Here is a 14,117-nt window from a genome sequence, read left to right on the forward strand (position 1 = left end):
AAGGAGACCACAATGGCTCGTCGAAGCCTCCGCGACCGCAACGCGGCCGCGATCGCCCACGATTTCTATGAACCCGTCGACGCGCCTGCCGAGCAGGCGCCGGTGGCCCCAGCTGCCGAGCCTGTCGAGCCGGCCGCGGAGCCCGCCGCCGGACAGAACGCGGCTCCTCAAGCAGCACGCGAGAAGAAGCGCGCGCAGACGCCCCCCGGTGACACCGACCGTCTGGGCATCTATCTCACCCCCGCCGAGTTCAACGGTGCTCGAGCGGGCTACCTCGCTGACTGGACGAACGGGGGAGAGGCGGATACGTTCGCCCGCTGGATCGCCGCAGCGCTCGATGCTCACGCGGCGCGGACTCCGAAGCAGCGGGCCGCGCAGGGCGGGCTCCGCGTGCGCTCTGAGGAACGCACCGGTTCCACTCGTTCGTTCAACATCCCCACCGTCACGATGAAGCGCATGCGCGCAGCGATCACCGCAGATCAGCAGGCCGGCCGCTGGCCATCGGATAGCGCATGGGCCGCCGAAGCAATCGGCATCGCCATTGACGAGGCCCGCGCGGGCAACGGAGGCACGCTGCCGACGCCGCCCGAACGCCTACCCAACCGGCTCGTGCGCTAGTCGCACACGATAGACCAACCAGACACGGCAGACCACCGGGACTAACCACCCCACATCAACAAGGAGCACACCATGACGACCAGGCGCGGAACCAGAGCACTGAGAACCGTCGGCCTGGCCGGCGGGATCCTCGGCGTGATCATTCTCGGTGTGGTCGCCGTAGTCGGGATCCTCGGCGCCGTGCAGCTAGAGCACCAGCCCGAGCAATCCGAGACCGGCGAGGTCGTCGCTGTCGTCGACGGCGACACCATCGACGTGCAGCTGTCCGGCACCACTGAGCGGGTACGGATCATCGGCATTGATACACCCGAGATCGGGCGCGATGCCGGCGAGGTCACCGATTGCTACGCAGAGGAAGCCAGAACCTTCCTTGATGAGTTGCTGTACGGCCACACTGTCGAACTGCGCACCGACTCCAGCCAGCAGGCCGTCGACGACTACGGCCGACTACTCCGGCACGTCTACATCGACGGCCAGAACGCCGCTCTCGCGGCCCTTAGCGGCGGCGTAGGCGTCGAATACACCTACGCGGCCCCCTACGCAGGTCAGACCGACTACCGGGCCGCAGAATCGACCGCACGAGATGAACAACTCGGCCTCTGGGGCGCATGCCCGCGCTGAGATGTCAGGACTCTAAAGGAGAATCCAGCTGTGACCACCCGCACCAGTACCGCCGTGATTGTCAAGGCAACCACGCTCAACCACGACGGGTACGAGAGGACGACCTACTACGGGCCGTTCCTGCCCCACATCGGCTCCGCTACAACGTCGTTCGTGAGAACGCTGGAGCAGGAGCTCGAGGAATCCGGCCGCTACAAGCACTGGGAGACGTCCATCGAGTCCGTCTTCATCGCCTCGGAGGAATCCGATTGCGAGATCCGCGCCACGCGATAGGAGCGAAGTTATCGGAAACGGGTACGGGCCGCGGAGCTTAGGGGAGAACTCTGACATCGCCTTCGTTCGATGTCGTGACGGCATTTCCCCATACCCAGCAGCGAAACACCTTGTCGCGAATGCGGAACTCGATTCCGGCAGCCGTCGAAGTGCTCCGGACGATAACGCAGCTGACGTGCGAAGGGATCGCCCCGAACCGAACCCATGCCTTGGCGACTAGATGTACTGACCGGAGAGGTTGATCGAATCGGGCCCATCGATATGTCCTTGCCAATAGCGAGTTCATGGATTCAACTGGTCCAGTTGTTTTTCAACCGTCAGGAGTGGCTGCGAGGTGAGCCACAAGACCGTCGACTTCGAGCGGTTGGCTGTTATCCCTGGTGACCAACAGGGTGTCTCGGTTCAAAACAGAGCTGAACTCCCGATAGTCGACCTCACTACGCTCGAGTTGTTGCGCCGAAACGGGGACGCAGGCAATAGCGAGGCCAGCGCGAACAAGCGCGAGCTGTGTAGAGTGATCCGCGACGTAGTGCCGAAAGTCAAGTTCAACTCCTTTAGCTCGGGCGAGCTGTACGAGTGCCTGGTGGCCATCGGAATCTCGGCCGCAAGTTGCGAAGACCTCACCGCTCAGGTCTACTAGCTCGAGTGTTGGATTATTGCTAAGCCGATGATTCCGCGGAAGGGCGATGCATAGCGCCTCACTCGTCGAACCGCGTGTAGATACTCCTGCAGGCAGGTTGATCGGAAAACTGCTCCAAGATTCGGCAAGAACAAGGTCCAAGCGACTATCGAGCAGCCGCTCCAGTTGCCATACCGTTTCCCCATCCTCCACGCACAATTCCACGCGCGGATGGCGACTTTGAAAAACGGACAGCTGGTCAGCAAGAGAGCCGCGAATAGTCGAGGCGAGAGCGCCGATGCGAATACGTCCGACGAGTTCGTCTCCGGAGCGAAGATCGTTTTCTGCGCAAGCCATGAGTTCAGCGACTTGAGAGGCATAACCTGCCAGAACCCTACCCTCACTGGTCAAACGCACTCCACGTCCGTCGGGGGCGACGACTCGGACACCAGCCTCTGCCTCGATGCGCCGCAATTGCTGCGATACGGCCGGGCCCGTCATATACAGCATCGCTGCTGCCCGAGTCACCGAGCCGGCTCGCGCGACAGCATCAAGTATTCGCAATCGGCTCCACTCCACACGCATACGCAATACTTACCATTAGTCGGAAGAAATCGGAAGTAGTGCTAATCAGTCTGGGGTGGGACAGTCGAATTATGGAGTATGACCTCACCCTCAGGGACAAATCTCGCTCGATGCAAGCGATCGCGTCGGCAAGCATACTTTCAGGTGCGCTATGCCTGTCTATGTCAGCAATTATGGTCAAGCTGGCCGCAGTGGATTCTGCAACCACTGCAATGCTGCGCTGTGCTATAGCCGTGCTCATACTCGCTCCTTTAGCGTGGGCTGAAGGCGTCAAGCGCGGCCGATTGTCAACAAGCGGTGCTGGGTGGGCGATCGCCGCCGGGATCGCACTCGGCATCGACTATGCCGCCTGGACGGCCGCGATCTATCAGGTTGGAGCAGGGATTAGCACAGTGCTGATCAACGTGCAGGTGATTGTGCTTCCGCTTTTGGCTTTCCTCGTCGATCGGGAACGGATCAAGAAGCGCTTTCTAATGATATTGCCACTGATGATGCTAGGTATCAGCCTGGTAGGTGGGCTATGGGAGAGCTCTGCTGCGAGCCGGAGTGCCCTTACCGGAACGCTATTGGGTCTGTGCGCCGGACTCGGATACGGCGTCTACCTGTTCCTCACCCGACGCGCCACAGGGAAAGACTCCGCCCGAATAATCCAATCTCTGGCCTGGGCTACCGCATCCGCAGCTGTGGCTACAACAGTCATCTCCCTCTTTTCCGGCGGACTCAACTTAGCCGGCATCAGCGCTCAGTCTTGGATGCTGATGGTAGCTCTTTCGGTGCTCGGACAAGTTATTGCATGGCTATTGATCAACTACGGAAGCAATCGGATCACGTCAACAAGCACTGCGTCGCTCCTGCTGATCCAACCAGTTCTTGCGCTTGGCCTTGCCGCGGCCATTCTGTCCGAGCGTCCCACACCGGTCCAACTTGTAGGGGCGGGTATCGTCGTCGCTTCCGTCGCGATATCGAACGTCCCTTACAATCTGCGCGGCCGTAGGCATCTACCAGATTCGACGTGATCCAAAACCCAATTGAAGAACTTCCAAGTGCGTTGATTGATAATCGAAAACCATCTCAACTGCTTGGCTACACCTAACCTTTATTCATGGAGGATGCAGACCATGTCACATTCAAATGCTGCCCTTACCCCACGCCACCGCATGAAAGTGGCTCGCCTCGTCGTAGACGAGGGGTGGCCAATCAGTGAAGTCGCTGCTCGGTTCCAGGTATCCTGGCCGACTGTCAAGAGGTGGGCCAATCGCTATCTTGCAGGCGACTCAATGTGGGACCGATCCTCGCGGCCGCGAAGATCTCCGACGAAGACGCCCAAACCCGTGTCAAAGCGGTGCATCAGTCTCCGCCAGCGTCTACGCGAGGGGCCGGTGCAGCTTTCTGCGAGACTCGGCATTGCGCCTTCGACGGTGCACCGAATCCTGCAAGCAGCCGGTCTGAATCGGCTGACCTATGTCGATCGAGCTACCGGCGAACCCATCCGACGCTACGAGCACGAATCACCTGGATCGCTGGTGCACGTGGACGTGAAGAAGCTTGGCAATATTCCCGAGGGTGGCGGGTGGCGCTACGTCGGTCGTCGACAGGGAGAGAAGCACCGCGCTGCGACACCGGGCAAGTCGCTCAATGCACACGGCAGTCCGAGGCTTGGCTATGCGTTCGTGCACACGGTTATCGATGACTACTCACGTGTCGCCTACACTGAGGTCCACGATGATGAGACTGCCGTGACCGCAGTTGGTGTATTGCATCGCGCGGTGGAGTGGTTCGCCGAGCGTGGCGTCGTTATTTCTCGAGTGCTCTCTGACAATGGGGGTGCGTACCGCTCTCATCTGTGGCGCGAGACGTGCGACGCTCTCAAAATAAAACCCAAGTACACCCGCCCCTATCGTCCACAGACCAATGGGAAGGTCGAACGCTTCCACCGGACCATGGCCGACGGCTGGGCCTACTCCCGTTGCTATGCCTCGGAGGCCGAACGCCGAAGCGCTTTAGAGGGCTGGTTGCACGATTACAACCACCACAGGCCCCATACAGCCGGTGGTGGCCTACCGCCGTTCTCCCGATTGACTAACGTCCCCGGTCAGTACATCTAGGTGTACTAACCGGGGACGTTGATCGAAGACTTACGCGAAGAGTTGCCGAGCGGCGCGGCGGGCGAGATCGTCTGTTTGAAGATCGGGGGTAGCGCCTTCGGCTGCAAGGGATGCAAGCCCGTGAACCAGGGACCAGGCCACGTGCGCTGCTTCCGAGGTTGTCAGGTGTGCCCTGCGTTCTGCGGGTATTGATTCGACGCCTGCCATAAGCGCCTCCATCGAGGATGCCCGGGCTGCACTCAACTCACCGTCATCGGCGTGGAGCAGCTCCGGCCTGTGCATCACGGCGTAGTGGCCAGGGTGCTCACGTGCGAACCTGACGTACGCGACTGCTGCCTCGTCGAAGCCACCAGCCGTGGCTGCGGCCACATCGGCGGCAAGCAGGCGCAGACCTTGCGCGGCTAGCGCCGTGAGCAGCCCTCGTCGATCGCCGAAATGATGCGCGGGTGCGCCATGCGAGACCCCGGCCCGACGGGCAAGCTCGCGCAGCGACAGTGAACTGGGTCCAACCTCGTCGATCATCTGCGCCGACTCGTCGAGGAGTGCTCGTCTTAGGTCGCCGTGGTGATATCCGTCGCTCATGACCACACCCTATGAGTTCGATCTAGGCATCGACCAGATCAAAGGCTAGCCTGATCTAGTCATTGTCTAGATAGGGAGTTCCCATGGCACCTTTGATCGTCCTGCTCGTCTTCACAACTCTTGCCCGAGCGGTGGGGGCGCTGGGCGTCGGCTACGTCGCCTCCTGGCCCGCCGCCACGGCTGTGGGGCTGGCTGCCATGTTCATCGTGACCGGCGCCAGCCACTTCTTCCCTGCACGGCGGGCAGGGCTCATCGCCATCGTCCCACCGGCTCTCAAGCATCCCGCCGCGCTGGTCGCACTCACCGGCGTGCTCGAGCTGCTGGGTGCCGTCGCCCTTCTCGTTCCTCCCGAGGCGGGACAGCTGCGCGTGGCAGCAGCGCTCAGTCTGGCCGTGCTGCTGTTCGTGATGTTCCCCGCGAATGTCTACGCGTCACAAGCCCGTAGGTCTGAGCACTCACCCAACACGCCCCTGCCGCAGCGAACGGCGATGCAGTGCGTCTTCATCGCGGCGACACTCTTCGTGGCTCTGGCTTCATGACACGAGGACATCACGCCAACGCCGCTCTCACGCCCCGACACCGACTCAAGGTCGCCCGTCTCGTCGTCGACGACGGCTGGCCGATCAGTGAAGTCGCCGCGCGGTTCCAAGTGTCATGGCCGACCGTGAAGCGATGGGTCGACCGCTACCTGGTCGGCGAGTCCATGCAGGACCGGTCGTCGCGCCCGAGGACTTCGCCGAACAAGACCCCGAAGTCGGTGACGAAGCGCTGCGTGAGCCTTCGAATGCGACTGCGGGAAGGGCCCGTTCAGCTCGCTTCCCGACTCGACATCGCACCGTCCACCGTGCATCGCATCCTCACCACGGCGCGCCTGAACCGGTTGTCCTGCGTGGACCGCGCCACCGGCGAGCCCGTCCGCCGGTACGAGCACCCTCACCCCGGGTCGCTGGTTCACGTGGACGTGAAGAAGGTCGGGAACATCCCTGACGGTGGCGGTTGGCGGTACGTCGGCCGCCGCCAAGGCGAGAAGAACCGCGCCGCCACGCCAGGCAAGCCGCGCAACCAGTACGGCGGCCCGAAACTCGGGTACGCGTTCGTCCACACCGTCATCGACGACCACTCCCGCGTCGCATACACCGAGGTCCACGACGACGAGACCGCCGTCACTGCCGTCGCCGTCCTTCGCCGGGCGGTGCAGTGGTTCGCCGGCCATGGCGTCACCATCGAGCGGGTGCTGTCGGACAACGGTGGGGCGTACCGCTCGCACCTGTGGCGCGACACCTGCCATGGCCTGTCGATCACGCCGAAACGGACCCGCCCGTACCGCCCGCAGACCAATGGGAAGGTGGAGCGCTTCCACCGGACGATGGCCGACGGGTGGGCCTACGCCCGCTGCTACACCAGCGAGCAAGAACGCCGCGACGCGCTCGAGCCGTGGCTGGGGCACTACAACGAAGTGCGACCGCATACCGCGTGCGGTAACCAGCCGCCACTCACCAAACTCAGAGCGGCTGGCTACTCTTCGGTGGCTTCGACGCCCACGCCGGGCGGCTCCTCGGTGAAGAACTCGGGGTCCGAGTAGGGAAGGATCGTCCAGTGGAGATCCTCCGCCGAGTCGATCCGGCTAGGAACGGAGGCGTCTTGTTGGCGGGTGTGGTCCTGGATCAGATGCATCTGAACTACCTTGGCCGCTCGACGAATCTGCTCCACGATCCCCCCGGCGGGTATGTCCAGCGGCGAGGAGATCCGGTCGGCTGCACGGTCGACATAGAAGCCAGCCTGCTTGTCGAGGTTCCGCTGCCGCGCCAACCCATGGAACGTCTCCAAGTCCGGCAACTGGTAGTACTCGATCCGACGGTCTGGGTCCCAGAAGCCACCCAGACCTGACGCAAACTGCTCCGCCACCTGCAGCTTTTCTGCATGTGGTGCGCGGGTGGTGCGTAGGCCGTCCGGAACCCGAACCAGGCCAGGTTCGTGAGGCTGCACCCCGTAGAGGCTCAAAGGTGCACTCCACTCCCACTCGGCGGCCTCGTAAAGCCAGCGTGCCTTCGCCACTTCCTCCATCGCGAGCACCAGGAGCGCCTGAGCCCGGCCGGCACTGCCCCGGTCCGCCAGGGCGTGGGCATCCTCCACAAGCGCCACCGCGTTCGCCATCAGGGACTTCCACCATCGGCGCGCGAAGTCTGCGCTGACCTCTTCAACCTGCGGCTCGCCCATGCAGCGAGTATCTCGCGTCACCGGCCGATCCTCGATCAACGTCTCCGGTCAGTACAACTAGAGGACGCGGGTAGATCGTCAACGGCAAGACGTCGAGCTGCAACTCCTTCTCCGTGAGTGATTGCAACGGGTTCTCCCGGGCGATCTTTAAAAGGAAGTGATCAACCGCCGCATCTGCCTCACGCTGACTCGTCCCCACGCTCATGAGAGTAAGCGCGCCTGCTGACATCGGCTGTCCGAGGAACCGGATCGCCGCGACGCAAGAGGTAGCGATTCCGCACGTCTGATGTGCGCGCTAGCCTGCGAGGCATGTGCGGACGATTCGCGAACGACGCTAAGACCGATGAGCTGATCCGGGAGTTTGTCGCGGAAGGCGGCAAGCCGGAGGAGTGGTGGAAGTCGTGGGCTGGCGCTTACTCGATCGCCCCGACGCAGGATGCCCCGATCGTCCGGGACCGGGGTGAGGGGCGCATTCTGGAGCTTGTGCGGTGGGACTGGCAGAAGCCGGCCAACCGTCCCAAGGGTGCTCCGATCATCAACGCACGAATGGAGAAGCTTGCCACGGGATTCTGGGCGCCCGCGTTCTCCGCCGCCCGGTGCATCGTCCCGATGCGCGGCTACTTCGAATGGACCGGCGAGAAGGGCGACAAGACCCCGCACTTCCTGCACAGTGACGGCCTGCTCTCGGCAGCCGGCCTCACCTGGTCGATGGAACTGCCCAACGGTGAGCGATCGCGCTGCTTCGTCGTCATCACCCGAGAAGCTCGCGACGCCAGCGGCGAGGTGCACGACCGGATGCCCGCCTTCCTGACACCAGACACCTGGGATGCCTGGCTGACACCCGAGAAGCTCACGGGAGAGGTCAGGGCCGAGACCTTGGCAATGCTTGAGCATACGTCCAGCGACGTCGCCTCGACCATCCGAGAACACATCGTCGACCGCAAAGTGAACAACTCACGCACCGCTGATGGCTCAGACTCTTCGCTCATTCAGCCGGTGCTCTGATCGCCGGACCCTCGACAACTACCCTTTACTTTAGTAAAGTAAAGGTATGTCGATTGAGTCAGCTCAGGATCCTCAAGACCTTCTCGCAAACGTCTACGAGCTTGCGAGGTTCACGCACGAGCTGCGCAACCTCGCGACCGAGGCGAGGCAGCTCCTCGAACAGGCCGAGCGCAACGCAGTGAGCGGGGGACTGCCGCCCTCGCTGGTCGCCAAGGCCGCGGGCCTCACCGCGGGACGAGTAACCCAGATCCTCGCGCGACCCGATGACAACGATCTGTCGCCGCGCGCACTCGCAGATCGTTCATACAAGATCCTCGAATGGCCTGCCGATGCGCTCAAGCGCCACTCGGCATCGTTCCCAGGGGAGATGACCTACCCGCCGTACCCGGCCGGACGACGAACCAGAACGTCGGCTGATCCCACGATCGTACGGACGAACTTTGGTGGCCTAAATGGCTGACCAAGAGCGATCGACTGTCAGAGGCCGGGAGGAAGGTATGGATATGGAAACGACGAAGGTTGCCGGTCGCGACATCGCACATCACGTCAGCGCTGCGTTCGTGCTGCTCGGGCCGATCCTGCTCATAGCCCTTGCGGTCACAGCCGGCCTCCATGAGTCGGGGGAGGCGGTGCTCTCGCCCTTCACTGTCGGGTGGTTCGCCACAATCTCTCTCGCCGCGGCAGTGGTGTTCTACTTCACTCGGTCGGGCGAATTGGGCGACGCCCACGCCGACCAGTAACGGTCGAATGTCGAGGATGCGAGCACCGTCTCCTTAGTGGTGGTGGTTCGGAGCTACGCGACGATAGCTACGCTTCCGGCGCTGCGTGCCACTGTCCCCCTCCTTATCCTCCCTCGCTGCGCTCAGTCCGGTACCGGGGGCCAGCATCACTCCGCTTCTTCCAGCTTCGCTCTCTTTGCTCTCGCACCGCCCACCACCACTAAGGAGACTCACATGTTCGAAGTAATCGTCATCGTCGGCATCATCATCGTTGGTCTCGGTGGCGGCTGGATTCTCGGTATGAGCGAGATCGCCCGCTTCAACAGGACCAACGACTAACCGGGCGGCCGACAGGTGACTCACTGACGGTCGATTGGGGACTGACGCAACTATCGACTGTCCGAAGCACGCGAGAGGGTACAGACATGGAACGAGAGGTGTGAGGATCGAAATGGATGATGATCGAGGTCGGAAGCGCGAGAGAGGATTACTGCCGTGACTCAGATCGCATATCAGCCGTGGACGCCAGCACCAGAGCATCGGGAACGGTGGGAACGGCTCGGGATGCTGCGCGACCTTGTTGAGGGAGCCGCGTGGGGATGGCCTATCGATGATCCGACCGAGCTGGCACGACGGGAAGCGCGCTGTGACAGTGTGATAGCCGCGATGGTTGAGATGGCCCCGGCCGGATACTTTCACGACTGACCAGAAACGGTCGTTATCGCTCCCTGCCCCACGCATGCCGCACGATCGCTGTGACCTCATCCACCTGACGGACTGCAACACCATCGATGCCCATCCGTAGGTGTCGACTGACGGCGCTCTTGCTAATGCCGACGACTCCTGCAATCTCGCGCACGGAAAGACCGCGCGTCGAGAGCGCACGAATCGCCTGCAAGACCACCAGGTGCTGCGCGTTCTCGGCCGACGCCAGACGTTCCCGAGCAGTGTTCATCGCGTACCGTACCTGATCCTCGGTCGCACCCACTGCGAAGCCAGTCCACAACGCATCGTCCGCGGCCTCGTTCCGTTCCGCTCTGAACTCCATCTGTCCCATGCATGGGACACTAGCAGACTGTCCCACCTATGGGACAGCCCAGAATCGGTCGTTTTTGGGCCGCGCAGCTGCGCGGCCCTCGACGCCTGTGGAGTTGATCGGTGATTGGCGGTCTACTGCTGGGGATATGTGGCATTGCCTGGTGATGGGGGTGCTGGCTGCCGCGCGGTTGGTGTCGTCGACAGCCTGGGTCAGGCATCCGTTCGCGGTGCTGCCGGCATGTCGTACGTCACCCACCCTGCGCTCGTTGCGTGCCGGTCGTAGAGCCGGCGGGCGGTCGTGTTCTCGTTGGCGGTGATCCAGCGGACGACGGTCGCACCGCCTTCGGTGGCGATGGCCGCCGCCTCGCGTAAGAGTGCGCTGGCCGCGCCGGATCCGCGCGCCTCGGGATCGGTGAACAGATCGTCCAGAGCGAGCGCGATGTCCCCGTCGTCTGGGCGCGCGAACCAGCGCAGGTTAGCCAGCGCGACGGGAGTGTCTCTTCTCATCCACGGCAACGATCCCGAGCAAGGAGTGTTCGCGGTGAAGCAACCACCTCCATGCGTTGCTCACGATCTCCGGTTCTCCTGTTGCGCCGTGGAGGGCCCTGTAGTCGGTGAAGAGTTTGGACCAGGCGGACTCGTCGCGCTCGGCGATCGGTCGGACAAGAATGTTCATGACAGAACGTTAGCGAGTGGCTTCCACCGTTATGTGGCGCGCTCGGGGGCAGTCAGCGGGGGTCTCCGGCGATGGCGGTGGAGGCGCCGACTCCGATGATGGCGAGTCCGCCCGTACGGCCGATTATGGTCATCTTCCGGGGCGAGGAGCCGAGCCAGCTACGGGCCCGTCCGGCAGCAAGTGCCCATGCCGTATCGGTCACCAGCCCGATTAGGATGGGGACGAGACCGAGCAGGAGTATCTGCTGCGCGGTGCCGCCGGCGTCGGGGTTGATGAACTGTGGGACCAGCGCAGTGAAGATGATCAGCGCCTTGGGGTTGGTGAGGCCGACGATCACCCCTGTACGCGCGGCGGCCCACGATGTCACTTTCGACGTCTGCACAGGCGTGCCACCGTGGTCGCCGGATCTTGCCCCAGGGGGTCCCTCCACAGCAGGACCGGCGCTGCGGAAGGTGCGAATTCCCAACCATACGAGGTAGATGATGCCTGCCCACTTGATGACCTGGAAGAGCAGTTCGGAACGCTCCAGCAGAGGGCCCAGACCAAGAGCCACGGCGAGGCCGACGAGATAGCAGCCGATCATGTTGCCGGCAACACTCGACAGGGCTGCCGAACGGCCGACACTGAGCGCTCTGCCGATGACGAACATGACACTGGGGCCAGGAACTGCGATCAGTAACGCGCACGCCAGTGCGAGCGCTCCGGCTTGCTGCAGAGTGATCATCCCCAAGAGTGTAGGGAGACGGCCTCACGCATGCGGCACTCGACCCGAGTGACAAGTGCCTAGCTCACTGCGAGATGCGTCCTGGATGTCGCCATTCCGGGAGTGTTCGAACGCGTCGGTGTAAGCGCGCCGATGCAGCGCGGTGAGCCTACGTAGATTGGCGGCTCGTTCAGCAATTGCCTCACTCAGGACTGACTCTGGGTCTCCGGAAGAGCCCATTAGACACTGCCACGGTGGCGATAACGATCGCCGATCCCAGGAGCTGGAACGTCGTCGGGCGCTCGGAGACCACTGCAGCGGAGAGTCCGAGTGCGAGAACGGGTTGGAGCAGAAGGAGCCCCGAGGTGGTCGTGGGCGCGATCCTGATGCTCCCGTAGTGGATCAGTAGCCACGCGACGACCTGGCCGAGTACGGCGAGCACGGCCAACAGTGTCCAGGAGCGCAGGCTGATGCCGGTCAGGTGGAGGCCGCCGGTCCAGGGAGCGATGAGTGCCGTCGTCACGGCCGCTGAGGCCGTTGCCCAAGCGAGCGGCTGAACGGCGTGTCTGGGTTCGCCTCGGGTAGCGCGGCGGGTGAGAAAGAGGTAAACCCCGTACCCGACGCCGGCCAACAGGCCAAGCATTGTGCCTGAGAGCGCTTGTGGGCCGAGAGTGGCCGTGTTCCAGAGACCGCCGACGAGGCTTATCCCGAGCATCATCAACGGCAGGGCGCAGACGAACCGTCTGGCGACTGGTTCTCGGTCGATGATGAGTGCGAGCAGGGGCAGCACGATAACCTGCACGTTGATCAGCACTGTGCTGATCCCGGCACCGACCTCGTAGATCGCTGCGGTCCACGCGGCATAGTCGACGCCGAGCGCGACCCCGGCGACGATTGACCAACCGATGCCCTGCCGTGAAAGAGAGCCGTGCCAACGCCGTTCACCGAACGCCAGCGGTATGAGCGCCAGGAGGGCGAGGGCACAGCGCAGCATCGCCGTCGTCGCCGCGTCCACGCCCGCGACCTTGACCAGGATCGCTGAGACGGACAGACACAGTGCCCCAGCCAGGACCGCCGCCGGGGCGAGGACTTTTGTCTGGTTCGAGTCGGGCGAGGGAAGCGAGATCATGGATCGACGGTAGGCAGCAGATACAGTTTAGGACTAGTTCTCATTTCTGCTCACTAGTGATAAGCATGTCGTATGAGTGTGGAGTGGAGTCGACTACGGGTGCTTGACGCCGTCGCGCGAACGGGGTCCGTCAGGGGGGCGGCAGCGCTGCTGCACATGACAGGGCCCGCCGTCTCCCAGCAGTTGCGACGCATCGAGGCCGAGGCGGGAACCCGCGTGGTAATCCCGGACGGCCGTGGCGTGCGCCTGACCAGTGAGGGGCGGGTGCTCGCCGGTTACGCTGGGCAGGTCGCGGACCTCATGGCGAAGGCGGAGAGCGACCTACACCGCGGCGAGGAGCTGGTCGGGCGGGTGTGCGTCGGCGCGCTGGCCTCGCTGCTCCGCGCGCCACTGACGGATGCACTCGCAGCGTTTCAGGCTCGGCATCCTCGGGTGGAGCTACGTGTCGAAGACGGCGAGACTGTCCGGCACATCGAGCTGCTCGCAGACGGCCGTCTCGACGTCGTGCTCGCCGAGTCGTGGAGCGCAGCACAGCTCAGCCTGCCCGCTAATGCGACTGTTCGCACGCTGAGTCGGGAGACTGCCTGGATCGCGCTGTCGGAGCAGCATCCACTGCGCGACAGAAAGCAGCTTGGGTACCCCGACCTCGCCTCGGATCGCTGGGCGACCTGCGCCAAAGGGGCCGATGGGCATCGGGCACTCGTACAGGCCGCGCGCACAGTCGGCGTGGAAGTCCAGGTCCGATACTTCGTGGCGGACTACTCGACGCAGATCGCTCTAGTGCGGGCCGGGCTCGCGGTCGCCTGCATCCCCTCCGCGGAACAGCCGGAAGACGGCAACGGAGTGGTGTTCCGGCCGCTGGCAACGCAGATGCACCGTGATATCCAGCTCCTCGCGGACGGCCGGGCGGCCCCGCGACGCGTAGAGGCGTTCATCGACCATCTGACCGGCACCGAACAGGAGTCTCCCGCTTAGTGGGGCCTGCCGCTGGATCAGTCAGATGTTGTGGATGCCGTGCCTGATCGCGACATGGCCAGCACCCCGATCAGTGCGGCGGTGATCGCCAAGACTGTGTAGGCCCCTGTCTGTTGCGCGAAGACTGACCCGAGGGCGGTGAGAGCAACGACAGTTGTCATTGTCCGAAGTCGTCGGCACAGCTGGCCCTAGTAATCCGGGCATTGTGCTGGGGACTGTGGACAACGCCCGATCTGTACTGGTGTGCACAAA

At 63.2% G+C, this 14,117-nt stretch carries 19 protein-coding genes; 11 read left to right on the forward strand and 8 right to left on the reverse strand.

Annotated elements, in window-relative coordinates:
- Positions 1-12 precede the first annotated feature (12 nt).
- From FM104_RS04855 to FM104_RS04865, 3 genes are all read left to right on the forward strand, one after another.
- Complete coding sequence (locus FM104_RS04855; RefSeq protein ID WP_087130341.1) at positions 13-618, forward strand: hypothetical protein; 606 nt, start codon at positions 13-15, stop codon at positions 616-618.
- Between the two features lie 72 nt (positions 619-690).
- Positions 691-1,239, forward strand: coding sequence for a thermonuclease family protein (locus FM104_RS04860; RefSeq protein WP_087130342.1), 549 nt, complete (start codon positions 691-693; stop codon positions 1,237-1,239).
- Positions 1,240-1,269: 30 nt separating this feature from the next.
- A complete protein-coding gene (locus FM104_RS04865; RefSeq protein ID WP_087130343.1) occupies positions 1,270-1,512 on the forward strand; it encodes a hypothetical protein in 243 nt (80 codons plus the stop codon).
- Between the two features lie 310 nt (positions 1,513-1,822).
- Here FM104_RS04865 and FM104_RS16880 read toward each other — a convergent pair whose 3' ends face one another.
- On the reverse strand, positions 1,823-2,716 hold the full coding sequence (locus tag FM104_RS16880; protein ID WP_087130344.1) for a LysR family transcriptional regulator: 894 nt from the start codon (positions 2,714-2,716) through the stop codon (positions 1,823-1,825).
- 71 nt (positions 2,717-2,787) lie between these two features.
- Between FM104_RS16880 and FM104_RS04875 the strand changes: the two genes are divergently transcribed.
- The gene (locus FM104_RS04875) at positions 2,788-3,732 is read left to right on the forward strand and encodes a DMT family transporter (protein ID WP_218778555.1); all 945 of its coding nucleotides are present in this window, start codon (positions 2,788-2,790) and stop codon (positions 3,730-3,732) included.
- A 102-nt stretch (positions 3,733-3,834) separates the two neighbouring features.
- Positions 3,835-4,821 carry an IS481 family transposase gene (locus tag FM104_RS04880; protein WP_087130356.1) on the forward strand — a complete coding sequence of 329 codons (987 nt, stop codon included), beginning with the start codon at positions 3,835-3,837 and terminating at the stop codon, positions 4,819-4,821.
- A 30-nt stretch (positions 4,822-4,851) separates the two neighbouring features.
- Here FM104_RS04880 and FM104_RS04885 read toward each other — a convergent pair whose 3' ends face one another.
- Positions 4,852-5,403, reverse strand: coding sequence for a TetR/AcrR family transcriptional regulator (locus FM104_RS04885; RefSeq protein ID WP_012397337.1), 552 nt, complete (start codon positions 5,401-5,403; stop codon positions 4,852-4,854).
- A gap of 83 nt (positions 5,404-5,486) precedes the next feature.
- On the opposite strand from FM104_RS04885, the gene FM104_RS04890 reads away from it, so the two are divergent.
- Together FM104_RS04890 and FM104_RS04895 are read left to right on the forward strand one after the other, a co-directional pair.
- Positions 5,487-5,942 (forward strand): DoxX family protein, encoded by a 456-nt coding sequence (locus tag FM104_RS04890; protein ID WP_026077386.1) that lies wholly within the window; start codon positions 5,487-5,489, stop codon positions 5,940-5,942.
- Positions 5,939-6,985, forward strand: coding sequence for an IS481-like element ISKrh1 family transposase (locus FM104_RS04895; protein ID WP_087130345.1), 1,047 nt, complete (start codon positions 5,939-5,941; stop codon positions 6,983-6,985). Before FM104_RS04890 ends, FM104_RS04895 begins: the two co-directional genes overlap by 4 nt.
- On the opposite strand, the gene FM104_RS04900 is transcribed toward FM104_RS04895, so the two are convergent.
- Positions 6,919-7,620, reverse strand: coding sequence for an AbiV family abortive infection protein (locus FM104_RS04900; protein ID WP_040364787.1), 702 nt, complete (start codon positions 7,618-7,620; stop codon positions 6,919-6,921). The two genes, FM104_RS04895 and FM104_RS04900, sit on opposite strands and share 67 nt — an antisense overlap.
- A gap of 309 nt (positions 7,621-7,929) precedes the next feature.
- On the opposite strand from FM104_RS04900, the gene FM104_RS04905 reads away from it, so the two are divergent.
- Genes FM104_RS04905 through FM104_RS04915 form a run of 3 tightly spaced genes read left to right on the forward strand, consistent with a single transcriptional unit; the run spans position 7,930 to position 9,365 of the window.
- Positions 7,930-8,625: an SOS response-associated peptidase gene (locus FM104_RS04905; RefSeq protein WP_087130346.1), complete on the forward strand. Its 696-nt coding sequence runs from the start codon at positions 7,930-7,932 to the stop codon at positions 8,623-8,625.
- 46 nt (positions 8,626-8,671) lie between these two features.
- Positions 8,672-9,085: a hypothetical protein gene (locus FM104_RS04910; RefSeq protein ID WP_087130347.1), complete on the forward strand. Its 414-nt coding sequence runs from the start codon at positions 8,672-8,674 to the stop codon at positions 9,083-9,085.
- Between the two features lie 43 nt (positions 9,086-9,128).
- Positions 9,129-9,365, forward strand: coding sequence for a hypothetical protein (locus tag FM104_RS04915; protein ID WP_143738258.1), 237 nt, complete (start codon positions 9,129-9,131; stop codon positions 9,363-9,365).
- A gap of 697 nt (positions 9,366-10,062) precedes the next feature.
- On the opposite strand, the gene FM104_RS04920 is transcribed toward FM104_RS04915, so the two are convergent.
- The 4 genes from FM104_RS04920 to FM104_RS04935 all read right to left on the reverse strand — a co-directional run bounded on the left by FM104_RS04920 (position 10,063) and on the right by FM104_RS04935 (position 12,890).
- Complete coding sequence (locus FM104_RS04920) at positions 10,063-10,401, reverse strand: ArsR family transcriptional regulator (RefSeq protein WP_087130349.1); 339 nt, start codon at positions 10,399-10,401, stop codon at positions 10,063-10,065.
- Positions 10,402-10,592: 191 nt separating this feature from the next.
- Positions 10,593-10,898: a GNAT family N-acetyltransferase gene (locus tag FM104_RS16735; protein WP_373407834.1), complete on the reverse strand. Its 306-nt coding sequence runs from the start codon at positions 10,896-10,898 to the stop codon at positions 10,593-10,595.
- A gap of 212 nt (positions 10,899-11,110) precedes the next feature.
- The gene (locus FM104_RS04930; protein ID WP_087130350.1) at positions 11,111-11,782 is read right to left on the reverse strand and encodes a LysE family translocator; all 672 of its coding nucleotides are present in this window, start codon (positions 11,780-11,782) and stop codon (positions 11,111-11,113) included.
- 181 nt (positions 11,783-11,963) lie between these two features.
- Complete coding sequence (locus FM104_RS04935; protein ID WP_087130351.1) at positions 11,964-12,890, reverse strand: DMT family transporter; 927 nt, start codon at positions 12,888-12,890, stop codon at positions 11,964-11,966.
- Between the two features lie 72 nt (positions 12,891-12,962).
- Between FM104_RS04935 and FM104_RS04940 the strand changes: the two genes are divergently transcribed.
- Entirely contained in the window at positions 12,963-13,865 is a 903-nt protein-coding gene (locus FM104_RS04940) for a LysR family transcriptional regulator (protein WP_087130352.1), read from the forward strand.
- Positions 13,866-13,882: 17 nt separating this feature from the next.
- On the opposite strand, the gene FM104_RS16460 is transcribed toward FM104_RS04940, so the two are convergent.
- A complete protein-coding gene (locus FM104_RS16460; protein ID WP_179206676.1) occupies positions 13,883-14,026 on the reverse strand; it encodes a hypothetical protein in 144 nt (47 codons plus the stop codon).
- Positions 14,027-14,117: the final 91 nt, after the last annotated feature.

Source organism: Microbacterium esteraromaticum (assembly GCF_900163815.1).
Taxonomy (GTDB): Bacteria; Actinomycetota; Actinomycetes; order Actinomycetales; family Microbacteriaceae; genus Microbacterium; species Microbacterium esteraromaticum_B.